Origin of the sequence: Niallia tiangongensis (assembly GCF_044704065.1) — a bacterium.
In the GTDB taxonomy this organism is placed as follows: Bacteria; Bacillota; Bacilli; order Bacillales; family Cytobacillaceae; genus Niallia; species Niallia tiangongensis.
Map to the genome: position 1 here is coordinate 2,692,113 of NZ_CP162613.1, position 25,118 is coordinate 2,717,230.

The 25,118-nt window shown below is 35.4% G+C and carries 24 protein-coding genes, 1 pseudogene and 1 riboswitch; of the genes and pseudogenes, 4 read left to right on the top strand and 21 right to left on the bottom strand.

What is annotated here, in order from left to right:
• Window positions 1–151 precede the first annotated feature (151 nt).
• From parC to AB3U99_RS12885, 5 genes are all read right to left on the bottom strand, one after another.
• Window positions 152–2,587, bottom strand: a complete 2,436-nt coding sequence (gene parC, locus AB3U99_RS12865; RefSeq protein ID WP_400241528.1) for a DNA topoisomerase IV subunit A — start codon at window positions 2,585–2,587, stop codon at window positions 152–154.
• Window positions 2,584–4,563 carry a DNA topoisomerase IV subunit B gene (gene parE / locus AB3U99_RS12870; RefSeq protein WP_400241530.1) on the bottom strand — a complete coding sequence of 660 codons (1,980 nt, stop codon included), beginning with the start codon at window positions 4,561–4,563 and terminating at the stop codon, window positions 2,584–2,586. Before parE ends, parC begins: the two co-directional genes overlap by 4 nt.
• 914 nt (window positions 4,564–5,477) lie before the next feature.
• Window positions 5,478–5,891, bottom strand: coding sequence for a CoA-binding protein (locus AB3U99_RS12875; RefSeq protein WP_400241532.1), 414 nt, complete (start codon window positions 5,889–5,891; stop codon window positions 5,478–5,480).
• 136 nt (window positions 5,892–6,027) lie between these two features.
• A complete protein-coding gene (locus AB3U99_RS12880; RefSeq protein WP_400241533.1) occupies window positions 6,028–6,501 on the bottom strand; it encodes a DNA alkylation repair protein in 474 nt (157 codons plus the stop codon).
• Window positions 6,440–6,718: a DNA alkylation repair protein gene (locus AB3U99_RS12885; RefSeq protein WP_400241535.1), complete on the bottom strand. Its 279-nt coding sequence runs from the start codon at window positions 6,716–6,718 to the stop codon at window positions 6,440–6,442. Before AB3U99_RS12885 ends, AB3U99_RS12880 begins: the two co-directional genes overlap by 62 nt.
• Before the next feature lie 175 nt (window positions 6,719–6,893).
• Here AB3U99_RS12885 and AB3U99_RS12890 point away from each other — a divergent pair, with 175 nt between their 5' ends.
• Window positions 6,894–7,226, top strand: coding sequence for an MCP four helix bundle domain-containing protein (locus tag AB3U99_RS12890; RefSeq protein ID WP_400241536.1), 333 nt, complete (start codon window positions 6,894–6,896; stop codon window positions 7,224–7,226).
• Window positions 7,223–8,170, top strand: a complete 948-nt coding sequence (locus AB3U99_RS12895) for a methyl-accepting chemotaxis protein (protein ID WP_400241538.1) — start codon at window positions 7,223–7,225, stop codon at window positions 8,168–8,170. Before AB3U99_RS12890 ends, AB3U99_RS12895 begins: the two co-directional genes overlap by 4 nt.
• 47 nt (window positions 8,171–8,217) lie before the next feature.
• Here AB3U99_RS12895 and AB3U99_RS12900 read toward each other — a convergent pair whose 3' ends face one another.
• The 9 genes and pseudogenes from AB3U99_RS12900 to AB3U99_RS12940 form a co-directional block, all read right to left on the bottom strand.
• Entirely contained in the window at window positions 8,218–9,930 is a 1,713-nt protein-coding gene (locus AB3U99_RS12900; RefSeq protein ID WP_400241539.1) for a glycosyl hydrolase family 18 protein, read from the bottom strand.
• A gap of 436 nt (window positions 9,931–10,366) precedes the next feature.
• Window positions 10,367–10,789, bottom strand: coding sequence for a GNAT family N-acetyltransferase (locus tag AB3U99_RS12905; RefSeq protein ID WP_400241541.1), 423 nt, complete (start codon window positions 10,787–10,789; stop codon window positions 10,367–10,369).
• Window positions 10,790–11,083: 294 nt separating this feature from the next.
• Entirely contained in the window at window positions 11,084–11,668 is a 585-nt protein-coding gene (gene thiT / locus AB3U99_RS12910) for an energy-coupled thiamine transporter ThiT (protein WP_400241542.1), read from the bottom strand.
• Between the two features lie 68 nt (window positions 11,669–11,736).
• Window positions 11,737–11,835, bottom strand: a riboswitch (TPP riboswitch).
• Between the two features lie 113 nt (window positions 11,836–11,948).
• Complete coding sequence (locus tag AB3U99_RS12915; protein ID WP_400241543.1) at window positions 11,949–12,464, bottom strand: MFS transporter; 516 nt, start codon at window positions 12,462–12,464, stop codon at window positions 11,949–11,951.
• A 32-nt stretch (window positions 12,465–12,496) separates the two neighbouring features.
• Window positions 12,497–12,952: an MFS transporter gene (locus AB3U99_RS12920; RefSeq protein ID WP_400248064.1), complete on the bottom strand. Its 456-nt coding sequence runs from the start codon at window positions 12,950–12,952 to the stop codon at window positions 12,497–12,499.
• Between the two features lie 14 nt (window positions 12,953–12,966).
• The gene (locus AB3U99_RS12925; RefSeq protein ID WP_400248066.1) at window positions 12,967–13,065 is read right to left on the bottom strand and encodes a hypothetical protein; all 99 of its coding nucleotides are present in this window, start codon (window positions 13,063–13,065) and stop codon (window positions 12,967–12,969) included.
• Window positions 13,066–13,233: 168 nt separating this feature from the next.
• A complete protein-coding gene (locus AB3U99_RS12930; RefSeq protein WP_400241547.1) occupies window positions 13,234–13,677 on the bottom strand; it encodes a hypothetical protein in 444 nt (147 codons plus the stop codon).
• 27 nt (window positions 13,678–13,704) lie between these two features.
• Window positions 13,705–13,749: pseudogene (locus tag AB3U99_RS12935) on the bottom strand (hypothetical protein); the annotation flags it as partial.
• Window positions 13,750–14,002: 253 nt separating this feature from the next.
• Complete coding sequence (locus AB3U99_RS12940) at window positions 14,003–15,484, bottom strand: aminotransferase class V-fold PLP-dependent enzyme (protein WP_400241549.1); 1,482 nt, start codon at window positions 15,482–15,484, stop codon at window positions 14,003–14,005.
• A gap of 111 nt (window positions 15,485–15,595) precedes the next feature.
• On the opposite strand from AB3U99_RS12940, the gene AB3U99_RS12945 reads away from it, so the two are divergent.
• On the top strand, window positions 15,596–16,540 hold the full coding sequence (locus AB3U99_RS12945) for a tyrosine-type recombinase/integrase (protein ID WP_400241550.1): 945 nt from the start codon (window positions 15,596–15,598) through the stop codon (window positions 16,538–16,540).
• Window positions 16,541–16,596: 56 nt separating this feature from the next.
• Here the strand turns inward: AB3U99_RS12945 and spoIIP are convergent, their stop codons facing one another.
• The 6 genes from spoIIP to AB3U99_RS12975 form a co-directional block, all read right to left on the bottom strand.
• Complete coding sequence (spoIIP, locus tag AB3U99_RS12950; protein WP_400241552.1) at window positions 16,597–17,736, bottom strand: stage II sporulation protein P; 1,140 nt, start codon at window positions 17,734–17,736, stop codon at window positions 16,597–16,599.
• A 605-nt stretch (window positions 17,737–18,341) separates the two neighbouring features.
• A complete protein-coding gene (gene fabZ, locus AB3U99_RS12955; protein WP_400241554.1) occupies window positions 18,342–18,761 on the bottom strand; it encodes a 3-hydroxyacyl-ACP dehydratase FabZ in 420 nt (139 codons plus the stop codon).
• Complete coding sequence (locus tag AB3U99_RS12960; protein WP_400241555.1) at window positions 18,758–19,363, bottom strand: lysophospholipid acyltransferase family protein; 606 nt, start codon at window positions 19,361–19,363, stop codon at window positions 18,758–18,760. The genes fabZ and AB3U99_RS12960 overlap by 4 nt, the downstream gene beginning before the upstream one ends.
• Before the next feature lie 569 nt (window positions 19,364–19,932).
• A complete protein-coding gene (locus AB3U99_RS12965) occupies window positions 19,933–20,805 on the bottom strand; it encodes a Cof-type HAD-IIB family hydrolase (RefSeq protein ID WP_400241557.1) in 873 nt (290 codons plus the stop codon).
• A gap of 14 nt (window positions 20,806–20,819) precedes the next feature.
• Window positions 20,820–21,575 carry a DeoR/GlpR family DNA-binding transcription regulator gene (locus AB3U99_RS12970; protein WP_400241558.1) on the bottom strand — a complete coding sequence of 252 codons (756 nt, stop codon included), beginning with the start codon at window positions 21,573–21,575 and terminating at the stop codon, window positions 20,820–20,822.
• A 147-nt stretch (window positions 21,576–21,722) separates the two neighbouring features.
• Complete coding sequence (locus AB3U99_RS12975) at window positions 21,723–22,490, bottom strand: alpha/beta hydrolase family protein (protein ID WP_400241559.1); 768 nt, start codon at window positions 22,488–22,490, stop codon at window positions 21,723–21,725.
• A 220-nt stretch (window positions 22,491–22,710) separates the two neighbouring features.
• Between AB3U99_RS12975 and AB3U99_RS12980 the strand changes: the two genes are divergently transcribed.
• Entirely contained in the window at window positions 22,711–23,502 is a 792-nt protein-coding gene (locus AB3U99_RS12980) for a histidinol-phosphatase HisJ family protein (RefSeq protein WP_400241561.1), read from the top strand.
• 610 nt (window positions 23,503–24,112) lie between these two features.
• Here the strand turns inward: AB3U99_RS12980 and manA are convergent.
• Window positions 24,113–25,057: a mannose-6-phosphate isomerase, class I gene (gene manA / locus AB3U99_RS12985; RefSeq protein ID WP_400241562.1), complete on the bottom strand. Its 945-nt coding sequence runs from the start codon at window positions 25,055–25,057 to the stop codon at window positions 24,113–24,115.
• Window positions 25,058–25,118: the final 61 nt, after the last annotated feature.

Genomic DNA, 25,118 nt, shown 5'->3' on the forward strand with positions numbered 1-25,118 from the left:
GTGGCTTTCATTCACTTACCATATATCTCATAATCGCTACCGCTCTAAAATACGAGCTTTCTCTACAAATCAAAGCATAGACTCTCAATAAAAAAGATTCTCGATTTGCAAAGACACTTTGCAAATCGAGAATCTCTTAAATTAATACTAGTTATGCTAAGTCATTGCTTAATTTTTCTTCCCATAATTCTACAATCTTGCCTGCCTCTGTTTCATCGATAACAAAGGAGCCATTCGAATAGCGATCGTTAAAGCGGAGCTCTGCAACTTTCACAGATTCTATCTCCCCTTTTTCTGTTTGTATGTAAACTGAATCCTGTGCTTCCACAACAGCCATACCAACAATTCGATGCGGGTTCGCTTTTAATTCGCGAAGCATAATTAACCCTCGTTTTGCTCTTCCAGAGAATTCAAATTCAGAAAGCTTCATTTTCTTGATAGAACCACGCTGTGTAATGATAACGATACTTTCCGCTTGCGGATTCGTAATTACTTTTCCAGCTACAACATAATCGTTATCTTTTAAATTAATGCCTTTGACACCAGCCGCTCTTGCACCAACTATATTGATTTCTTCTTCATGGAATCGTAAAGAATAACCTATATGTGTGGCAATTAACACTTCTTGTTTGCCATTTGTAAGGTGGATATCTACTACTTTATCATCACCTTTAAGATTAATTGCTACTAATGGTTTTGAATAGCGTTGTGCTTTATAATTAATCAATTCTGTTTTCTTTGCCATTCCATTTTTCGTAAAGAAAAGCAGATATTGAGATTGTTCAAAGTCCTTAATTGGCATAGCATTTATAATCGATTCATCTCGGTCAATTGGAATAATATTTGAAATATGCTGACCTAAATCCTTCCAGCGTATATCCGGTAATTCATGAACAGGCAAATATAAATAGTTCCCTTTATCCGTGAATAATAATACTACTTCTGTGGTGTTTACATCGATTTTAGAAAGAATTCTATCAGTATCCTTCATTCCGAAATCTTGGCCATTGCTTGCTGCGTAAGAACGTTGACTTGTACGTTTAATATACCCATCCTTTGTGACAGTTACAATCACATCTTCACTTGCCACTAAAACTTCAAGATTAATTTTGATTTCTTCAATTTCATCCTGAATCAATGTACGTCTTTCACTAATAAAGCGTTTTTTTACGTCTTTTAATTCTTTTTTGATAACAGAAAGCAATTTCTTCTCATTTGCAAGGATTGCTGTCCACTCTTCAATTTTTTCAGCTAACTCCGAAGCCTCTGCTTCTAATGCTGTTATATCTGTATTCGTTAAGCGATATAACTGTAACGAAACGATAGCTTCTGCTTGTGGCTCCGTGAATTGAAAAGCAGCGATTAAGTTATTTTTCGCATCTCGTTTATCTTTAGACGCACGAATTGTTGCAATTACCTCATCCAATATGGAAAGTGCTTTAATTAAACCGTCTACAATATGCTCTCGATCCTTTGCTTTTTGCAGGTCAAATTCAGTCCGACGTTTAATGGTGTCTTTTTGATGATCGATATAGGCATCAAGTAAAGCAATAATGCCCATTAGCTTCGGACGTTTATTATGAATGGCAACCATATTAAAGCTATAAGTAATCTGCAGATCCGTGTTTTTAAATAAGTAATTTAAAATCCCGTTTGCATCTACTTCTTTCTTCAGCTCAATAACAATACGTAAGCCTGTTCGATCTGTTTCATCTCTAACCTCGGCTATTCCTTCTACTTTTCGGTCTAATCGCAATTCATCAATTTTTTTAACGAGATTACTCTTATTTAACTCATATGGAACTTCCGTAATAACGATTTGCTGTTTGCCGCCTCGTAATGTTTCAATTTCCGTTTTCCCGCGAACAATGATTTTCCCTTTTCCTGTTTCATACGCTTTTTTAATGCCTTCTACCCCTTGGATAATACCGCCTGTTGGGAAATCCGGTCCTTTAATATGCTTCATGATGTCTTCAACCGTACAATTTGGCGAATCCATTCGCTCAATTACACCATCGATAACTTCCCCTAAATGATGGGGAGGAATATCTGTTGCATATCCAGCTGAGATACCTGTTGAACCATTCACTAGAAGGTTCGGGAATTTTGCTGGCAGAACAGTTGGTTCGTTGGATGTATCATCAAAGTTTGGAATGAAATCAACGGTTCTTTTTTCAATATCACGTAGTAATTCAGCAGAAATAGTGGATAGCCTCGCCTCTGTATAACGCATTGCTGCTGGTGGATCACCGTCAATACTACCATTATTTCCATGCATCTCAATTAATACATTTCGAACCTTCCACTCCTGACTCATGCGCACCATCGCTTCATAGACAGAAGAATCTCCATGTGGATGATAATTACCGATTACGTTACCAACTGTTTTAGCTGATTTTCGGAAATGTTTATCATGTGTATTACCTTCTACATGCATGGCATAAAGGATACGGCGCTGAACAGGCTTTAACCCATCCCTTGCATCAGGAAGTGCACGCTCTTGAATGATGTATTTACTATATCGTCCAAAACGGTCACCGATAACATCCTCTAAGGGTAAATCACGAAATTGTTCTAATGAACTCATGATGGACTTCCCTCCTCTGCGACCGTAATATTTTCATTTTCTAGAATATTCCCTTCGTCTTCTAATCCGAATGCAACATTTGATTCAATCCATTTTCTGCGTGGTTCTACTTTATCTCCCATTAATGTCGTTACACGACGCTCAGCACGTGCAAGATCATCAATTTTCACGCGGATTAACGTTCTCGTTTCTGGATTCATTGTTGTTTCCCATAGTTGATCCGCATTCATCTCACCAAGACCTTTATATCGTTGCAAGATATAGCCTTTTCCGACTTTTTTAATCGCATCTTGTAGGTCATCGTCACTCCAAGAATATTCGATAATTTCTTTTTTTCCAGAGCCTTTGCTTACTTTGTAAAGAGGTGGTAAAGCGATATAAACTTTACCAGCTTCTACAAGTGGTTTCATATAGCGATAGAAAAACGTTAATAGAAGCACTTGAATATGTGCTCCATCGGTATCAGCATCTGTCATGATAATGACTTTGTCGTAGTTAGCATCCTCTACCTTAAAGTCCGCTCCAACGCCTGCACCGATAGCATGGATAATCGTATTAATCTCTTCATTTTTAAAAATATCTGCAAGCTTTGCTTTTTCCGTATTAATAACTTTCCCGCGAAGAGGCAGTACTGCTTGGAAACGACGATCTCTTCCTTGCTTGGCAGATCCACCGGCTGAATCCCCTTCCACTAAATAAAGTTCATTTTTCTGTGGATTTTTTGATTGGGCAGGTGTGAGCTTACCAGAAAGAACGACTTCTCCACGCTTACGCTTTTTGCCACTTCTTGCTTCTTCTCTCGCTTTTCGAGCTGCTTCTCTTGCTTGGGCTGCTTTAATTGACTTTTTAATCAAAAGCGAACTAACTTCTGGATTTTCTTCAAAGAAATAGGCTAAATGCTCCGATACAACAGCATCTACAGCTGACCTTGCTTCGCTTGTACCTAATTTCCCTTTTGTTTGTCCCTCGAATTGTAGTAAGTCTTCTGGTACACGCACAGATATTATCGCAGATAGCCCTTCACGAATATCCGAACCATCTAGGTTTTTATCTTTTTCTTTTAGGAGACTGACTTTACGAGCATATTCATTAAACATACGAGTCATCGCAGTCTTCGCACCAGCTTCATGGGTACCACCATCTTTTGTGCGGACATTATTAACAAAGGACAATACATTTTCTGAATATCCATCGTTGAATTGAAAGGCATATTCCACCTCAATTCCATTGCTCTCTCCCTCAAGGCTAACAACTGGGTGAAGAGAATCCTTCTCTTCATTTAAATATTCTACAAATGCTTCTATCCCATTTTCATAATGGAAATCACTTTGCTCATTATTTCTTTCATCAATAATTTCAATTCGCAACCCTTTTAATAAAAAGGCAGATTCTCTTAACCGCTCACAAAGCGTTTCATAATTATACGTTGTTGTGGAAAAAATCGCTGGATCTGGCTTAAAGTGAATCGTTGTTCCAGTTTGATTTGTTTTCCCGATTTTTTCTAGTGTGGTAACAGGTTTACCGCCGTTTTCAAAACGCTGTTCATAAACAAAACCATCACGCTTAATATTAACAACAACCCATTCTGATAACGCGTTAACAACTGATGCACCTACACCATGCAAGCCACCACTTGTTTTATAGCCACCTTGTCCAAATTTTCCTCCAGCATGAAGAATGGTAAAGATAACTTCAGGTGTTGGCTTTCCAATCTTATGCATTCCAGTTGGCATTCCACGTCCTCTATCCTTGACACTTATGGAATTGTCCCGATGGATTTTTACAATGATAGTATCTCCAAATCCAGCCAGTGCTTCATCGACTGCGTTATCTACAATTTCATATACAAGATGATGCAAACCTCTAGAATCTGTACTCCCAATATACATTCCAGGACGCTTCCTTACAGCTTCTAATCCTTCTAACACTTGAATGGCATCATCATTATATTCGAATGCTTGCTGATTCTTTGCCACTGACATACCCCTTTCACTTCTACAAATCCGACATATTATCTTTCTATGTATCATGTCGAACAATTGTTTATGTATTCGTCTAAAAAATGAATTATCCTCTTAAATAAAAAAAATTAATGGAAGAACTACTTTTTATTAGACGACTTTAAAAGAAGGCTTTTCTTCCAACCTTCTTTTTTCACTTTCAAATTTATTGAATTTTTTATAAACAGTTGTTGATACTAATTTCAAAACAGAACAATTGTTCTTACATCGTATTGTAGCACATAATCTCATTTTTCACGTTCATTTTTCCATTTTATCTTTCGATTTTTTCCCGGCAAAACCAATATTATACCAATCACCGCAAAATCAAAAGGATTTTTTTATGAGGTTTCCCTCTTTTTATCTATATTATGTTAACACAGATTCTTAGGAAAAACGAATAAGTTTATTAAAACAGTTGGCATTTTTAGCGAATGGCAGCGTTTTATTCTATCAAATTACAGGATTGTAATGCGTGTTCTTTGCATGTTGTTACGAAAAAAAGAGGCTGGGACAAAACTAAATAACTAGTCTTTAAAGACGAACAATCTTTAATTTAGCTCTTAAATATAGCTACTTTCTCATGATGGTTATCTATGTTTTTTAATATAGTTAAGTGTAAAAACTAAGTCGTTCCATTGCGCTACAGACGCACGATGCGCAGGGGAGGAAGCTGAGCCTCCTCACTGCGCTGCGGGGTCTCAGCCTTTCCTCTATTTCCCGCAGGAGTCGAGCGTCCTCCGCTCCATTTCACTTCGTTTTTAAACCTTATTCTAAAAAACAAACACGAACTATAGTGTAATTTAATTACATTATAGTTCGTGTTTGTTGTTAGTTGAAATGCTTATGTCCCAGCCTCTTTTCATCCATATCTTTATGAATAAAATATCCTATTTCGTCATTGCATGTTCTACTTTAATACAGCGATCCATGATCACTGTGTAGCCTTTTTCTTTTAGATGATCAAATGTTTCTTCATGAACTAGTCCTAATTGTGCCCAAAAAACATCTGCATCTATTTTTTCAAACGCTTCTGCAACCTCTGGCAGATACTCAGATCTTCTAAATACATTGACAATATCAATATGTCCTTCAATATCTGTTAATTTTTTAACGGCTTTAACGCCAAACACTTCATCTACCGTAGGATTAACGGGAATGATTTCATACCCTGCATTTTTCATTGCTTCTGAAACCATGTAAGAGGTTCGAGAAGGGTTATCACTTAAACCGACTACTGCAATTCTCTTTGCCTTTTTTAAAATAGCACCAATTTCTTCTCGACTTGGATTATTAATTGCCATTATATTCGCTCCTTTTCCAATCATTTTTTATACGTTTCCCCAAAAGAAGGAAGAAAAAACAATAGAATGCAATTTAAGCTTTCTTCCTTATACAATAGCAAATTTTACTATTTTTCGAAAGATTGATGCATGGAATTTAAATATATTTACTGCCTTCACGGACACTCAAGCTTGGTAGTTCATGTACCTCAATAAACTGTCTAACTGATTCAGGATTTGTTTTCGAATATTCCCTTAAAGCCCATCCAATCCCCTTTTGTATAAAGAATTCCCTACTGCTTGCATTGTGCACAATATATCGATACAAACGGCATTCTTCCGTCATTCCTTTATACTTAATTTGGAATAAAATCGAAGAGCGACGCAACCATAAATGATCTCCCAATGCCCAGTTCTCGATTACCTCGTCTTTCACTTCAGGATAAACTTTTGCTATCTGTCCTACAGCATTCGGAGCAAGGCTATCCACCGTATCCCACGAAGATTTTGAAGTAATCAGCTTTTCAACGAAAGGAAGATGATCTTTCGTTAATAGTGACAATGATTTGTTAATATAGTCTAGTGCTGCATATTGATATTCCCGCTCTTCCTTTTTCCATAAATTTTTCAACAAAAGACTGTTGATAATCCAATTTTAAAAGGGTAGTTTCTGAAAAAAACTGCTTCATTAGCGCTCTTCTTTCGGGTGTTTTAATGCCTAAAAACGTGAAATTATTCTTCAAATACTTTTCCATCGGAATTGCCTTTTCTAAATCCCGTTTTTTCTCAAATAAAAATGTAAGATGTTCTACTAAATTACTTGTTAAATTCGTGTTTGATTGATTCATAACGTTCATCCTTTATGAAACTTTTTTAATCTACATAACCTAAGATTTAGATTTTAAGTAAATTAGAGTATAAGTATATAATTCTTACTATCCCAACTTTTAACAATCAACATTTCACTTTTCTGAGCCGTTACATAAGTGTAAATATACAATCTATTATAAAGGAGAAATCTACTTGAGGTTGCTTAAGAATTTAACTATCACCAAAAAACTTTTAGTCATCATTTTAATAAGCATCATTGCACTTGGTACAATCGGTTTTACAGGTTTAAATTACATTCAAATTATGGCTCAAAATACTAAAGAAATGTACGAAAAAAGCCTAGTTCCTATTACAAACATGATGCAAATAAGAGTAAATAATAGAGCAAGTGATGCTTATACACTAGAACTATTACTAACTACGGATCAAGCAAAAAATAAAGAACTGAATGAACAGTTGACATCTGTTTGGGAAGAAGTAGATAACTTGCTTTCTGCGAACTTACTTCTTCCTTCAATCATATGACAGAAAAGCTCCAGTCTGTATTTAGTACTGTTCAAGATTCTGCTCAACAGGTTGCCTCTGCATCGGAGGAGCTTAGTGCAAGCGCAGAACAAAATAGTCGTGCAAGTGAGCATATAAGCTTAACAATCCAGGAGCTAGCAACAGGCTCAGACACACAAGTAGCAAAAGTAAAAGAAAGTAATAAAGTCATTACTACCATTTCAGAACATACAAAATTAATCGCATCCCATACAGAAAAGATGTCTGAAAACGTAAAACGTGCTTCTGACATGTCAACAGAAGGGAATGACGCGATTCAGCAAGTAAATAAACAAATGAACTCTATTCATTTAAATGTAAATAGTCTATCAGAAGCAATAAGTAATTTAAATCAACGCTCAACCGAAATTGGGCAAATTACTGATGTAATTACCAATATATCTGCCCAAACAAACCTACTGGCATTAAATGCTGCTATTGAAGCCGCAAGAGCTGGAGAACATGGAAAAGGATTTGCAGTCGTCGCAGATGAGGTAAGAAAGCTTGCAGAAGAATCTACTTCTTCAACAGAAAATATCGCTAAGCTAATCCAAATTATTCAAAAAGATACGGAAACGACCATCGATACCATGCAAAAAGCTTCCGAAGAAGTTCAATCAGGATTAGATATTGTACAAATTGCTGGAAACTCTTTTGAAAAAATCGAAGTTGCCGTTAATGATGTTGTTACCCAAATTGAAGAGATTTCGAATGCATTAATTAAATTCACCGAAGGCACAGATACAATAAATGCATCTATCTATGAAGTAAGTGATGTTGCGATCGAATCTGCTAATAGGACACAGAATATTTCCGCCGCAACGCAACAACAGCTTGCTTCAATGGAAGAAATTTCAGCTTCCTCTTTAGCGCTTGCGCAATTAGCCGATGAACTACAAAATATAGTGAAATTATTTAAAATTTAAGTAGTCATGAAAAAACCACTTTCCTAATTAAGAAAGTGGTTTTTCTGTTATTGCTCCTGCTTCTCTAACGTTAATGCTGTCCACGCTGTTTCATTGGCAAAGGTACGCGACCAACTTGCAAGACCAGCTAAGCTATACTTTTCTACTAATTCGGCTCTTTTCGCCAAGGATAATTCATCCTCTAGCCAAATTTTATACGTTGATTTTGTTTCTTTATCAAAATATTCCCCGTAGTTTTGACCGCTAACTTCATCATAGGTTGGAGTAACCTTATGCTCTTTTAACCACTCCTCGACACTTGCCATTGATAGGGACTTAGATGATATTTCTCCGTTTTCTTTCTCTTCCCATAATCTGGCATATAATGGTACCCCTAAAACGAGCTTATCACTTGGTACAACATCAAGTAAGGTTTCTAAATTTGCCTCCACCCATGGGAAACTCGCTACACTTCCAGCAATCGGACTTGTTGCCCAATGCTCATCATATGCCATCACGACAAGATAATCGACAATTTCTGCCAAATGATCTCGTTGTAAGAATGCTGAATAATTTCCGCCAGCTATAAATGTAATATCCATCGAAACCGTAATGCCCGCTTCATGTAAATATGGCGTTGCTTCTCTTACAAATTGTGTTACATACTTCCCATCTTCCTCGCGAACATTCTCAATATCGATGTTAATACCATCTAATTTATACATTTCACTGTAGACTAAAAGCTGCCTGATAACGGTTTGTCTTTTTTGATAATCCTTTAATACTTCATGTGTTTTATCCGGATCAAAATCATTGGAGAATAATCCCCATACTTGATATCCCTGTTTATTGGCCCAATCCACATATGCTGTTGACCCTAAATTTGTTACATTCCCATCATTTCCAGATAGCTTAAACCAAGTTGGAGATACAACATTTACTCCACTCATTTTTGGAATGCTTGAAGTATCTGGATTTCTTGAATATACTGCTTCCCAGGTTAATTGAATAGATCCATCGATTTTGTTCAACTTAGGTTCCTTCTGTTCCAATTTAACCTGAACAACCTCTGATTTGCCTTTTTCCACGTATTTCTTTTTTATGAAACCTGCGATTCCATTCTCTTTTCTTACAAAATAAAAATCTTCTATTTCTTTTTCAATCGTTACATGCTCACCTGGAGCTAAATCTTCCGTATAAGGGGAAAATAATGTAGCTTCAGAACGCAATTTTGTGAAATCCTGTCTGACTTTTTTTGAAGTAAATGTTCCATCCGCTCTCTCTTGTCCATTCTCTTCCAAAAGCACAACCTGGTCCTCTTCTAAAAGAGTAAATTTAATCGGATAAAACTGCGCTAATGGATCTAGCGCTACATAAATCGTACCATCCTCATCTTTTAAGGGATGAAAGGAAAGCTCCATATTTTTATCATTTACGTAATACGAAACAGAATCAGTTGGAAATTGTATGACTTTATCCTTTGTCGTAACAATAACGGAATTGCTGTTCGTATCATACGTAATGCTTTCATCTATTTTTTCCTGCCAAATACTTAATGGTAAATACACAGTATCTTGGTCAAAAATGGCATTTCCTATTTGTTCTCCATTTAATAAAACAGGATTTTCTCCTTGAAAGTAAGCCACTTTCTCCTTATTACCAAAAGGATAGAGAATAAGTAGAATAGTAGATATAAGTACTACTAATACTGCTATAATAAGACCAACAACTACTTTTCTATTTGTTGGTTTTTTCTGAAACGAATAATTTATTTCTGTCATTTGTTCCTCCTTGAAGTAGTTCATGTGAAGTGGAGCTACTAGAATATTAAACGTAATGTAAACATCATTAGTTTCATATTAACATATATTTCGACAGAAAAAGAACCATCAAACAGATGGACACTGAAAAAGGATAGTTATCCAAATTAAATGAAGATTTAGGATTTTGAAAGCGAATAATAAGTTGGTTTGGAGAGGCGACCGCTCTACTCCTATGGGAGCTGCGAGAAAGTCCGAGACCCTGCAGGAGCGTGAACTGTGAAGCGGCTCGGCGTTCGCTTTCGATGGGGCGAGAGCCGAGCCTCGGAAAACAATTTCCTCATCTAACTTTAAATAGTCGTTACTATCAATCATCATTAACTAGCAATTTTTCAGCGATCTGTCCAACAGATGGCTCCTTTTACCAAATAATCAAATCTATATATATTACACTAAATCATCTATCCCATTCAGCAAACGTTTTTCTAAATCCATAAAAAGGACGAAAACCTATGTTTTCATAATAGGTTTGAGAAGTACTAGAAGCAAGCATTTCTACTCTAGTGGTTGGATATAAGCTATGTACATAGTATAGAAGCTCCTGCCCAATGCCAATTCCCCTGTATGCTTGATCAATTAGTAATTCGCAAATAAATAAAGTTATCGATTGATCGGTGATTCCTCTAATATAGCCTATTATTCCATCATCAGCAGTTGCAACATAAGCAATGTTCGAATGATTCCAAGCGGCTTTTGTATCATCCTTTTTCTCCTCTAAGTTGCTCCATTTTTCTTGTTTATTTAAAGTGTGAATCGATGAATAATCAGCTTCTATATAGGAACGTATTTGAATTTCCATCCCATTTTTTAACGTAATCATATTGTCTTAACCTTCTTTCCGTTATTTAATAGTCATTTTTAAAAGGTGATGGGAAGTGATGCAGAAAGCTGGAAAATGGGAAACTTCCATCAGTGAGGTTTCCTTCATCTCCCACCTATCTTCCTTGTATTCTCCTAAGCAAGAGGTGAGAGTCTTACTGAAATATAAGAGTGGGATAAGTATTAAACTATCGTTATATCGTTGCATTTCCTAATCTAAAGATTTAATTATTGGAATATTATACCACAAAAAAGGCGCTCCCGAAGGAACACCTTTTTATACTTTTTAATGACCTTATTTTTTAGATATACCATTTGACGGTCTATCAAGAACAATGCGTGGTGCTGAAATTAATAAAAGAACTAGGATAATAGAACATAGTATTGTTGCTCCTAAATAGGAACCACCGTTTACAATCAAGGAATTGATAAATGGTGACATTCCTTCTGGTGCATAGCTCGCCCAAATAGTCACACCTGCAATAAAATGCCAAATATAGCGTGTAAACCCACCAACAACCACTGCCAAAATAATTAAGCCAGTCGCTAATCCTTTTTGTTCCGTTTTTAAAGCATTTTGGATAGATGAAGCAAATAATCCAGCAAATCCAATACATGCAAAAGCAAATAAATACTCTAAAATTACTTGCCAAAAGCTTAATGCCTGCAGGTCACCGACAACTATCTGTAAAACGCCCCATAAGAAACCTGCGATAGTGCTAGCTTTAAATCCCCAGCGAAAAGCTACGATAAAAATAGGTACCATTGCAAAAGAAATTGATGTGTTAAAAACAGGAATGGATGGCAATAAATCTAGAATAAGTGCAATTGCAGCCATGATTGCCACTTCTATCATGACAACTAATCTCATATTTTTCATAAAAAAATCTCCTTTTTCTGCAGACCAAAAAGAGAACTAACGCGCGAATTGAATTATATAGCTTACTATATGAACTCTTCCCACATTCCTACGTTAGAATTAACTAACAGGTTCGAAGGGTCAGATCTATTGATCACTCTCAGCATTACGCTCCCCTTGTGGCTTGCTTTTTATCAAATTAAAGTCATTATAACATAAATCCTAATTTAAATAGATGTTTTCCTTAAATAAAGAATATTCAAACTTTTAATTTTGCTAAATCAATAATAATGGGCATTTTTCAGACTGTTTGTGTTACATTCAGTTGCTCTTTTGGACTAGTTTGTATTTTAACAACATATCCCATTAATAATAATCCTATTGCTCCCAATAGGAAGAAACTTAAACTCATCGATAAAGAAGACAGCTTGTTGCTTATTATAATCGCAAGCCCCGCTAGTATCATCTGACCTTGTCCTATTAATCCATTAACCGCTAAATAGGAACTTCGCTGATTTTTATTTACTAAATCAGCAAGTAGGCTTTGATTAATTGGTACATACATAAGTTCACCAATAGAAATAAACAACATCATAATAATAAGCCATACTGGCGAAGAAACATAAGATAGGACGCAATAACTAAATACAAATAAGCACATACCAATAAAATATTGCTTATAATCTGACAACTTTTCCATCATCCAGGTAACTATTCCCACACAAAAAACAACGAGAAGTGTATTTTCCGCATGAAGAATTCCCACCATATTTACCCCATTTATAGAGAGTATACCGAAAAGAGAGGTTTGTTCCATCGTATCTCTTAAGTGAATGGCAATGTAATTGGTTAAATGACTTTCAAACGAAAAGATAAGAAACAGGAAAACAAGTATATCATATAAATTCGGTCCTTTAATACATGATAATAGCTTGACCAAATGGACGTTGATGCTACTTTGGTATCAGAAACATTCCTTTTTACAAGAGATTCTTTAATAAACAAATAGGTAACGAGACTAGATAAGAGAGACACAGTTCCAACTAGCAAGAAGAAATAATACTGATACTCTAAAAAGTAAAACGCCCCTGTAATTGTTCCAAGTGCTGTTGCCAGATTTCCAAGCCAATACATGGCAGTAAAGACAGATTTCCGTTGTTCCATCTTTACTAAGTCATGAATCATTGCTGTGGAAGCAGGGAAAAACATGCCGTTAAATAACAAATTAATCATAAATAATCCAGCACTTACATAAGGGAGATTGATCCATGGGGAATTAACAAAGGCAATAAAAAGGTAGGTGATTCCTACACTTAATTCTACATTATCATCATTTTTCTTCTACCGACTTTATCCGCTAAATAACCTCCAATAAAGGCTCCGATAACGCCAGATAGTATAACAAAAATAACAAGCACTCCCGTAATGGTATTACCAAGTAGCGAAGTCAACAACCCACGACTGAAGTCACGAGGGTTCTCGGCTAAAGCCTAAAATAAACCGCTATATAGGGAATAATGGCACTAGATGAAAGTGCGGTCACAAATTGTATGTACATGCGGATACGAAAGAAAGAATGTAATTGGTTAAATGTGTTCATCAACATATTCTCCTTCCATTCCAAATAGTCGGTACGCTTGATTTGTAAACGCCTTTGTAAACATGGCGCTAGCATGATCGGAATAAGTTAACCGAGCTCCCATCATAAATGCTAAATACCCATAGCCAACTTCCCTTGGGCTACTTTTTGGCAAAAATCCTTTTTCCATGCCAATTTGAACAATTTCATGAATGTAACTTAGAAAAAAATTAACAAACTCATCTAAAGCATCAATCTCTGAGAATCTTTCTTGCTGTCCAATCACATATTGAACGATACGAAGCTCCTGTTCCATTTTCATAAATAAATCTAAATGATTTCGGGTAATACTTTTTAATTTTTCCTCTGTTAATTCAGTAAGGTCTGTTTTGGTTTCATCAATATAATTTTTGAATAGTTGAAGAGGTCTATTTACACATTCTGTAAACAACGCTGCCTTATTATCATAATACGTAAATACCGTTCCAAAGCTTACTCCAGCTTCAACAGCTATGTCTTTAATTGTCGTTTACTAAAACCATTTTGTGAAAATAACTTTAAAGCTGCTTTCAATATCTCTTCTTTCTTCTCTTCTGATCGTGGTTTCGCCATTCATATTATCCTCCCTTTTTAATTGATTGATTAATCAATCATATTTCATTAAAGATATTATGGAAAGTCAATCTATATTTTGAAATTTTCTAATAATTAGATGTTCGTTCAAACTAAAAACTCCCCGTTTAAAGGGAGTTATCTATATAGCAATTAGGAGATTTTCAATTAAGTGTAAATAAATCTTTAAAATCCAACTCTTCTTTTCTTAATGAATAATATGCACAGCTAGGCGGCTTAGTAACATAATCTCTCTTCCATTCCTCATGATTCAATATAATCTTTTTTATCGCTGCTACCATATAATAAACATCCTCATTGCTCATCGTTGGATGAAGGGAAATTCGAACCCATCCTGGCTTGTGGGAAAAATCTCCCTCTTGGATTTCCTTGCTTAATTCTTTGGATTGGGCCTTCGTAATTGGTAGTAAATAATGTCCATAAGGCCCAGCACATGAACAGCCACCTCTTACTTGAATACCAAAGCGATCATTCAGTAATTGCACGACTAAATCATAATGAATATCTTCGCAAATAATCGAAATAATTCCTAACCTATCTTCGTTTTCCGCTTCAAGAATTCGAACCTTATTTAATTTTTTCAGTTCAGTCATTGCTAGATGTACTAATTCCTTCTCCCTCTGCTCTATTTTTTCTATTCCCATTTCTTCTTTTAATTGAATACAAAGTGCTGTTTTAATTGCTTGTAGAAATCCTGGTGTTCCTCCATCCTCCCGTTCTTCGTCCTCTTTTTTATATAGAATATCTCCCCATTGATTTGTAAAATCTACTGTTCCTCCACCTGGATGATCTGGTATATTCGAATAAATGAGATCCTTTGACATTACTAGCACTCCACTCGTTCCAGGACCTCCCAGAAATTTATGTGGAGAGAAATAAACAGCATCCACTCGTTCCTCTTTATTATCAGGATGCATATTTATTGCTACATAAGGTGCAGATGCGGCAAAATCTACAAAGCAATAACCTTTATGCTGATGCATAATTTTCGCAAGCTCATGGTAATTTGTTTTCCTTCCAGTAACATTGGAACACGCTGTAAATGCCCCAATTTTTAATGGGATGTCCCTATATTGCTCTAGCAAGGATTCTAAATGTTCAATATTTACATCTCCATTTTCATCTGGCTTAATCATAATGACATCTGCATTCGTCTCAAGCCAGGATAAATAATTAGAATGATGCTCCATATGAGTGACAAAAACTACAGCTATATTTTCCTTAGTAGAACAAGTATTCTTTAAACCTATTATTCTTTGTAATTTATTGACAACTCCTGTCATGCCAAAACCATCAAATAATATAATGTCGTTATCATCTGCATGAACATGTTTTTTGATGATTCGCTTTGCTTCCTTATATGCTTTTGTCATATAAGTTCCTGTTATATTTGACTCTGTATGTGTATTGGCAACATACGGACCTAATTTATCTGTAATCTTTTCTTCAATAGTCTTATATAATCTGCCACTTGCCGTCCAATCCGCATAAAGCAGCTTTTGGTTTCCATAAGGTGTAGAAAAGGTTAAATTATTTCCAATGATATTATGCTTAATTTTTGAAAAATAGTGCTCCAATTTAGTATTATAATGGTATACAGACTCACCAACTTTAATTCTGATCAATTTAAAAATCCCCTTTCTCTCTCCTTCTTTAACCTATGTCAAAATAAGAAGAGAGGTTATTGCATTTCGGATAGTTTGAAAAAAATTCATAAGAAGGATGGAACATAACTGATGATTACCTTGCCTGATTATGCCCTTGATTATATGGAGAATTTAAACCAGTCAGGACGAAGCAAGCTTACATTAAAACAGTATGAATCTGACTTAAAGAAATTCTTTACCTGGCTCGATACATACAAAGAAAATACTAAATTCGAAACAATCAAAGCATTACGTGCCGATGATATTCGCGCCTACTTTCACTATTTAAAGGATAAACAATTGTCACAAGCTACTATCCGCCGCCTTGCATCTGTTCTAAGCCGATTAATGATTTATCATCAATGTGTTTGTGCACATGAAATTCATAAATTAGCTGAAGCGTCTCCACTACGCTCCCTAACCATAAAAGATTTTATTACAAGCGAAGAATATAAAAAATTATTGCAGCACTTACTAATAAAGGATATAGAAATCACCAAAAAATCAGCTCGGAATTATCTGCTGACAAGAAATTGGACAATCGTGGCTTTATTAAAAACCTTTGGTCTATCACCTATTGATGTACATAGCATCAAGATGAAGGATTTAAACCTAGCACAAAGAGAGCTTAGCCTATGTCGTGAGGAAGCTCCGTTAATCCTTCCACTTCCTGATGATGTAATGACAAAATTACGAGATTACTATTTTTCCATTCCTGAAGCGTTTCGCCCAAAATATTATTCCAATGATCCTGTTTTTATAGCTTTCAACAATATTTCTTATTCCTTCCAATATGATTATGATCGTCAAAAACCAAAAGCGCTTTCTGTCCGTGCGATTCAAGAAATGATTAAAGATGAAGTAAGAAGAGCAGGATTACGTAAAATTTCAGCTGTGAATTTTCGAAATGCAGCTATATTAGAGGCACTAGCTACAGGAGCAAGTGATGAGGAAGTAATGCAACAATTTTATTTAACGAGCGAAGCAGCATTACGCAGGTATAAACAGTATTTACAGGCTGAAAGCATTGGGTAAATGTATTAAAAAAAGAGATGGACCTCAAATTTAAGTGTGGTCCATCACTTCCTGTTTTATTGCTGTGTCGCGTCGTTTTCTTCCCAATATACTTTGCTGAAAATTTCTGCAAATGCCTCGATGCTACGATTTAATTCAGCTTGTGTATTATCTATACCCCCTACTTCTAATAGAATAGCACGGTCTGAAAAGTTTTGGTTATAAATACCATTACCTTCATCTTGTCCTTTTAAGCCTACCCCACGCGTTATACCTGGATACTTCTTTTTCAGTTCATCATTAAGCTTTTTAGCGAATTCCAGATTCTTTTCGTACCCTTTATGTTCTTTACCAATGATAAAGAACAATCTTGCATAGCTCTTTCCATCAATTGTAGCCGTCGTTGTCTTTTTCCTTGCAGCATCACGATGTATATCAATTAAGTAGTTTAATTGTTTATTTTCACTGACCGCTGCTTCGACTACTTCTTTTGAAACCGTATAGGACGAAGCATAGGTCCAACTTCTGTCTAATAGCTTTTGATTAATATTTGTCTTATCTAATTGAACGCCTATGCCTTCAGATTGTAAAAGATTACTTAGTTTATTACTCAATCCAACTACATTTGCCCGTTCATCTGAGCTTACTGCTTCATTTTCGTTCGCATTCTTTAAAAGTGGTAAATAGGCTTCTAGATTATGTGTATTATAAACCAATACTGTTTTATTTTTAGGAGTTGTCACTGGCGCCTTATTCTCTGACGGCTTTTCTTCTTTCTCTACTTTTTCCTCATCCACTTCTTTGGGATTTTTCATTAGTTCTTCAGAGGGAGTAGATTCAAAAGGGAGAGTAGCAATGGTTGTCCCTTCTTCTGCGACAACAATTTCGGTATGGAAAAAAGTTAAGGCCGGTAGTTCTCTACCTAAAAGTGTTCGCGTGTCATCTAAACGAATATTGGTGGCAATTTGGAACAGAATATTGCCTAATGAAAGGCCCTTTCCATCTGATTTTGGAAATAGGTGATTTTCACTATGAAATATTTCCGTGTAAATTTCCGTAGTATTTACAGACTTTAAAATACTGGCAACATTATCAGAAGTCAATTTGAAAGAAAAAATAGAGGTCGTGATTCCTGCAATAAGGATAAACATTAGGATGATTCCTAATATTGTTGTATTCAAATATTGGATTAATGTACGTGTTTTGGAGGTTTGCATAATAGGTACATCCCCTTTCTCCATACAGATATATGCGTTTTTACTAGAAAATAGTCTTGTAATCTATGAAATATTTGATAGGGAAATGTAATTATTTTAATGAATGATTGAAAGGTTAATAAATACTTTGGATGCGTAAAATTATTTTAAGGAGATTTTCAAATGATAAGTAAAGAGGCTGGGACATAAGTATTCCAGTCATAGATAAACACGAACAAATATACGGTATTTCCATATAATTGTTCGGGTTTATATTGGTTTATAAAAGGCTGTTTCAGTAAAGATGGTGTTATTATCCGCAGCCTAAAATACACTTCGCTTTCCATGGGGCGAGCGCCGAGCCGCTTCGTCACTTAAGTTCCTGCAGGGTCTCGGACTTTCTCGCAGCTCCTATAAGAGGAAGTCTACGTGTATTCAGGCTACTCCGTCTTTCCAATTAATTAATTTTTTCTATTTCCATAATAGTTTTTACACTGACTATATTTAAAATCATAAATAACTAGCATGAAAAAGTAGCCTTTATTTAAGAGCTAAATTAAGGATTGTTCGTCTTTACAGGTTGGCTATTTTGTTTTGTCCCAGCCTCTTCTTTACTTTCTTCTATTTTATTGAAATGAAAAAAGAAACTCTGCCTCACAAATCAATTCTCCAGCTACTGTAGCTTTACCCTTTGCTTTAGCAAAGCTGTTTTTCACCTTTTCTACTACGACTTCCATACACAGCTCATCCCCTGGAAAAACAGGCTTTCGAATTCTCGAATGTTTAATACCTGCTAACAGGGCGAATTTATTACTATGCTTTTCTTCACTATGAATGGCTACTGCTGAAACTTGAGCAATAGCTTCAATAATTAGGACTCCTGGCATGATTGGATTTTTTGGATTTTGTCCAGTTGCAAATGTGTCTTCCTTGTTAATTTGCTTTACACCTACAGCCAATTTCCCTTCTTTTAACTCTAATATTTCATCTACTAGAGGCAGAGGATACCGACTTAGTATATCCTTCACTTTCTGTAGATTCATCATTTCTTACCGCCTCTTTTATCTAATTCATTTTGTAGTTCAGCCATGACATTACTTAATTCCGTTGTTATGTCAGCAGGATCTTTTTTTGTTCCATCCTCATTTTTCAACATAATGGGATCTCCAAATATGACATGAATTTTCTTACCGCTTAATAATCCTTTTAAATCCGTTGGTCCACTATATGCCGCTGGTACAAGGGGAACTCTTGCCAAATTAGCAATGGTAGCAGCACCTTTTTTTAAAGGCACATCCTCTGATGACCTTGTGCCACTTGGAAAAATTCCAACTATCTTCTTTTCCTTTAATAGTTTAACTGGCGTTTTAATACTGCTCGGACCAGGATTTTCTCTATCAACTGGAAAGGCATTAATGCTATGGAGGAATTTAGCTGCTTGCGGTTTAGCAAATAACTCTTTCTTCGCCATAAAATGAATCTCATTTGGTAGCAATGATGTACCAAGAGCCACCACGTCAATCCATCCAGTATGCGAACATGAAACGACATATCCTGTATCCTTTGGTAATTTATCCTTATTAATCACCTTCGTTCGTCCAAAAATTTTTAATACCACATTGGCAAATCTACTCGTAAATGCATACATTTTTTCTTTCTCCTTTATGTGCAAAATAACTTAATTTATCCCGTCCGAATGATTCAACTAACCATCTGTGGGTGATTAAGGCTCCCACTGATGGAAGAGTTTCACTTTATGTGAAGTTTCCGTATATGTAAGAATTTTAAAAAGGTGTAATGCTTATTAAAAAAAACCACTGTTAAATTCCATTATTTTCACCATCTACTATTAGTAGTAGATACTATATTTTTTACTACCAACTTATTATATCTCATTATTGCTAAAAAAAATAGTGTCTAAACACGACAAATAGACCCTATCAATATAGTAATAATCATTAATTGAGTTTGATATAACCCTTTTATAGGATGTCACTAAAAAGAGAGTAAAAAAAGAAGGGAAACCCCTACTCAGGCTGTCGAGAAAGTCTCGACAGCTTCCTTCTACAATATAGTAGTTTCATTAACACCATAGCACGTATATATTGTGTTAATTGGTAATTAAAACACCAAAAACCCCCTTTTTCAAAATCATATTTCAAAAAAAGGGGGTTTTTCTACAAGCCGAGAAGGGAGCCCCCTTCTTTTTTTATATAATTATACAGTAATGGAAGATAAAATAAGACGTTTAATGGTATTTGCTACACCATGTTGATCATTTGTTTCTGCAATTTCAATCGCCGTATTTTTCACATCTTGTCTTGCATTTCCCATTGCAACTGGATATCCTACTTTTTCTAGCATCGACAGATCATTCATACTGTCACCCATTGCTAATATATCTTTTAATGCAATCCCTAAATGATTGGCTAATTTTACGAGTGCATTGCCTTTAGAAGCCTCTTTATGTTCAAATTCAAAATTATAGGTCCCAGATGTAACAAGTGTGATGGACTGATCGTTTCTAAATGTTTCCCAGCCCACATCTAACTTCTGTTTATCGAAAGAAAAAGCTAATATATTATACACATTAATAGCTGGATTTTCTATTTCCTTGTAACTGTCAATAAAAGAAAAACCCGTTTGCGAAAATTGAATAACTGCATGCTTCTCTAGTTCCGCTCTACTAATATCGGGGTTAGCAGTACACAGTCGGTCAAGCTCTATTTCAATTAACTGTCTCCCTCGCTGTGGGGAGTATAAATAATCATCACTGAAAATCTCATAATAATAATCTCTTTCTTCTAACCACTGAAGAAGCTTCATCGCTTTTGGTTTTTCCATTGGAAGATGATCAAATCGATTACCAGCTGGATCATGAATCGTTGCTCCGTTCGCTGCAATCACCCATGTTTTTAAACCAGTATCTTTAAAAATTTCCATAACATCAGGATAGTTTCGTCCCGTTGCCACAATAACTTCTATGCCTTTTTCTTGCGATATCTTTAAACTTTCAAGGTTTTCTGGGCTAATTTTGCTTTCATGGTTTAAAAGCGTCCCATCTAAATCCGTTACAATACATGTAATCATACTTCTCCATCCCTTCAATTTGCCACAAGTAATTCCACACCATTTTCTTTTAATAATTGAATAAACGAATCTTCAGGCTCTTTATCTGTAATAAAGAGGTCAATATCAGAAAGCTTTGCAAATTGATAAAAGTCGGTGATGCCAATTTTGCTATTGTCGCCTACTACAATGACTTGCTTTGCTTGCTGCATCATTTTCCTTTTTACGGCACCATCTTCTTCCTCTACAATTGTCAAACCTTTTTCCGAAATGCCAACAATGCCGATAAAAACTTTGTCTACATAATATTTATCCAATCTTTGAATGACAGAATTCCCGTATAAATATCGATGTTCCTTTTGCATTACTCCACCCAATAAATGGATTTTTGGCAATTGCTTATCAGATAAAATATCTGCCAAATTAATAGAGTTTGTAATTACCGTACATTCTTGATTAATATAATTTCCCATGGCCTGAACAGTAGTTGATGCATCCAAAATAATATGGTCATTCTCTCGCACAAAAGAGGCAGCTAGTTTCCCAATCGCTTTCTTTTCTTCCGAAACAGCTTTTAATCGATTATGGTAATTATCAACTTTGCGATGCGTTTTCGGTAGTAATGCACCACCTCTTGTTCGAATAATTGCCTGTTCCTCTTCAAGCTTTACTAAATCTCGTCTAGCTGTATCACGAGAAACGTGAAAAAGCGTACAGATTTCATCCACTGTTATTTTTTCATGCTTATTTAAGTAATTGATAATCTCTAATAATCTTTGTTCTTGTGCCATATTATCCCCTCAAGTTTATTCACTCTTTCTATCATAAGTCATTTGCTTATTAATTTCCATAAATTTAAGCGAAATTAAGCATAATAATTATTTTTACTTAAAAAAATACGCAAATGGATGCAGATACTATCCATTTGCGTATTTTACTTATTTCCTTTCTAACCATTGTATCGTCCCATTTATTAATTCGTTAAACGGACTAGCTGATGAAAAAGTATGTTTTCCATTTTCGATAAGTAACGCTTCAACCGATCCCTTTTCTCGCTTTAAATAATTATTTTTGTACTCATTCATATAGTGACAGGGTATATCCTGATCTCCTGAACCATGCACTAATAGGACATCACCAGAAAAAATATGGGCGGCTTCTAACGGACGATAATCTGCTAATGACTCAAAATAGGGTTGATAAAAGGAATAACCATTAAAATCAACCACTTCTTTTTCTGCTAATTCGCTCAACCTTTCCGTACCAAATATTCTTCTTATATCAAAGTCTGGTTTTCCGACAGCTGCCCACTGAATTAAACGGCTAACTCGTGAATCATTAATAGCAGTAAATAATGCAACAGCTCCACCGAGACTATGACCAAGCAAAATAAGTTCCTTTATCGAAAGCTCTGCATATGCAAATTGAATAATCGCTTCTGTTTGTTCTATTAAATCGGATAATCGATTACTACCATATTCACCACTCGATTCACCACAACCTTTATAATCAAACCGAATCACTAAATACCCTTTTTCTGTAAGCAAATTACTAGTCTTTACAAATAGCCGATCTACACCTATTCTACTGCCAATTAATCCATGACAAATAATCACTGTTTTATAGTCATTATATTTTTCTTTAGGATAATCGATAGAAAGTACGATGTTGTCATCCTTCCATTTGATCGTCTTCACCTCAGTCATTTCCTGTTCCCCCTAATTACCATTTATAATTACTTATTATATATTATTCCTACCTGTTTAGTAAGTTTAAAACAAAAATATTCTGAATTCTTTTTTCTCCACCCCAAATATTCGCCTTTTTTCACCATTTAGTCTATTAAAATATAATTATGATAAAATAGCTTTAGTGAAAAAAATATCTACTGACCAAAATAGAAGGTCATCATAAAAGGAGATTTCTATGTATTATATTGATTATCATCATCATTCCAATCATTCATTTGATTCGAAAGCAATAATGATGGAAATTTGCACCAATGCAATAAGTAAAGGAATAAATGAAATTTGTTTTACCGAACACTTTTCAGTTAATCCAAATGCTCCAACCTTTGGCCATATGAATTGGACATACTATCTAGCTGATATAAAAAAATGCCAAGCTGCTTGTAAAGATCAACTTACAATAAAGCTAGGTATTGAATTATGTGAACCTCATTTAATGCGAGAGCAATATAAAGCCGCATTATCCACTATTCCATTTGATTATATTCTCGGTTCTGTTCACAATCTTAATGGACTAACTCTTCGAAAATATATGAATTCACACCCTGATGAGGATATTTATCTAACATATTTTAAAGAAATGCTAGAATTAGTTACCTATGCAGATATCGATGTCCTTGCACATTTTGATTTAATGAAGCGCTATGCCCATACGACTAGAGGGCTTTATGTCTTTTCAGACTATGAAGATATCATTGCTTCCATATTAAAAACAGCTATTAAAAGAGGCATTGGTTTAGAAATCAATACTTCAGGCTGGAGAACAAGCTTAAATGAATCTTTGCCATTTATCGAAGTATTAAAACTTTATCGAGAACTAGGTGGAGAAATTTTAACGATTGGATCAGATTCCCATAGAATAGAAGATGTTGGAGCAGGATTCATCCAAGCGCTTAATCTAGCAAAAAATGCAGGGTTTAGTGCTTATTATCTATTTGAAAAAAGAAACCCCGTTCGAATAGATATGTAAAATAAGTGCAGAGAGATTATTCCGATTCAGTGAAACTAACCATTAATGCGAGTTTTCCTTCATCCCTCACGGATGGTTAGTTGAACCATTCAGACCTTTACCGACAGTATGAGTGGGACAAATTATATCCATCCTGTGTATAGATTCTACACTCAATAGAAAAGAAGAGGTTCGGACAAAACTAAATAGCCAATCTGTAAAGACGAACAATCTCTAATTTAGTTCTTAAATAAAGGCTACTTTTTCATACTGATTATTTAGGATTTGAATTATAGTCAAGTGTAAAAACTAAATCGTTCCATTGCGCTACAGACACTCCATTCGCCGGGAGGCAACTGAAAAATTGTTCGCTCTTGATGATTGAAAGTAACCTCTTTCTAAACTTAGATGTGGGAATTGTTTTCCGAGGTGACCGCTCGCTTTCCATGGGGCGAGCACCAAGCCTCCTCGTCACTGCGGATAATAACACCAACTTTACTAAAACAGCCTTTTATAAACCAATAAAAAACCCGAATAACAACACATCATCTCCGCATGATTGTTCGGGTTTGTCTTCGGCTGGAATACTTATGTTCCAGCCTCTTTCTGTTTAAATATTTTTGACTTATGATTAAATATAGGAAACAATAAGCTCTGCTTTCCCCTTTAATTCAAATGCACCAAATTTATTTGGAAGCAAGAAATGATCCCCTTTTTGGAATGCAAATTCTTCTCCATTCTTCCGAAGGGAACCCTCTCCCTCGATTACACTGCATAATAAGAAAGCTTGTTCTTGCTCTCTAGTTACCTTTCCATCTAGTGCCCATTTTTCAACCGTAAAATAGTCACACTCAACAAAGCTTGTAATCTCTATATCCCCTTGTTGTTCGACAGATGGAGAAGTCGCTGCTAATTGATGAGGAACGGTCGTAACATTGATCGATTGCTCAATATGTAATTCCCGAGTATTACCTTCAGCATCACGGCGATCATAATCATACACACGATAAGTTGTATCCGAATTTTGTTGCGTTTCAAGAATGATAATACCTTCTCCAATTGCATGAATTGTTCCACTTGGCACAAAGAAGAAATCACCTTTTTTTACAGGAACTTTATTTAATAACTCATCCCATCTATTTTCAGCGATCATTGATGCTAATTCTTCTTTCGTCCTAGCGTGATGGCCAAAAATAATTTCTGCTCCATCCTTACAATCAATAATATACCAGCACTCTGTTTTTCCGAGTTCCCCATTTTCATGAACTTTAGCATAGTCATCATTTGGATGAACCTGTACAGATAAGTCCTGATTTGCATCTAGTATTTTTGTTAATAAAGGAAAACGATCGCCTTCCATATTTCCAAAAAGCTCGCGATGATTTTCCCATAATTCTTCTAAATTTTTTCCTGTTAATGCTCCGTTCTTAACCATGCTTTGTCCATGTGGATGTGCGGAAAATGCCCAACACTCGCCTGTTGTTTCACTTGGTATTTCATAACCAAAGCTACGCAATGCTGTACCGCCCCAAATTCTATCTTTAAATACTGGTTTAAAAAATAATGGCTCATTCATTCTATTATGGAACTCCTTCTTTACAATATTTACAAGACTATTCTACCATATTATTTGGAAG

Coding starts and splice junctions, on each gene's coding strand:
- parC (WP_400241528.1), bottom strand. CDS start 2,587: ATGAGTTCATTAGAACAATTTCGTGATTTACCCTTAGAGGATGTTATC.
- AB3U99_RS12875 (WP_400241532.1), bottom strand. CDS start 5,891: ATGGCAATTAATAATCCAAGTCGAGAAGAAATTGGTGCTATTTTAAAA.
- AB3U99_RS12885 (WP_400241535.1), bottom strand. CDS start 6,718: ATGAATCAATCAAACACGAATTTAACAAGTAATTTAGTAGAACATCTT.
- AB3U99_RS12895 (WP_400241538.1), top strand. CDS start 7,223: ATGACAGAAAAGCTCCAGTCTGTATTTAGTACTGTTCAAGATTCTGCT.
- AB3U99_RS12900 (WP_400241539.1), bottom strand. CDS start 9,930: ATGACAGAAATAAATTATTCGTTTCAGAAAAAACCAACAAATAGAAAA.
- AB3U99_RS12905 (WP_400241541.1), bottom strand. CDS start 10,789: ATGATTACGTTAAAAAATGGGATGGAAATTCAAATACGTTCCTATATA.
- thiT (WP_400241542.1), bottom strand. CDS start 11,668: ATGAAAAATATGAGATTAGTTGTCATGATAGAAGTGGCAATCATGGCT.
- AB3U99_RS12915 (WP_400241543.1), bottom strand. CDS start 12,464: ATGGAACAAACCTCTCTTTTCGGTATACTCTCTATAAATGGGGTAAAT.
- AB3U99_RS12945 (WP_400241550.1), top strand. CDS start 15,596: ATGATTACCTTGCCTGATTATGCCCTTGATTATATGGAGAATTTAAAC.
- spoIIP (WP_400241552.1), bottom strand. CDS start 17,736: ATGCAAACCTCCAAAACACGTACATTAATCCAATATTTGAATACAACA.
- fabZ (WP_400241554.1), bottom strand. CDS start 18,761: ATGATGAATCTACAGAAAGTGAAGGATATACTAAGTCGGTATCCTCTG.
- AB3U99_RS12960 (WP_400241555.1), bottom strand. CDS start 19,363: ATGTATGCATTTACGAGTAGATTTGCCAATGTGGTATTAAAAATTTTT.
- AB3U99_RS12965 (WP_400241557.1), bottom strand. CDS start 20,805: ATGATTACATGTATTGTAACGGATTTAGATGGGACGCTTTTAAACCAT.
- AB3U99_RS12970 (WP_400241558.1), bottom strand. CDS start 21,575: ATGGCACAAGAACAAAGATTATTAGAGATTATCAATTACTTAAATAAG.
- AB3U99_RS12975 (WP_400241559.1), bottom strand. CDS start 22,490: ATGACTGAGGTGAAGACGATCAAATGGAAGGATGACAACATCGTACTT.
- AB3U99_RS12980 (WP_400241561.1), top strand. CDS start 22,711: ATGTATTATATTGATTATCATCATCATTCCAATCATTCATTTGATTCG.
- manA (WP_400241562.1), bottom strand. CDS start 25,057: ATGAATGAGCCATTATTTTTTAAACCAGTATTTAAAGATAGAATTTGG.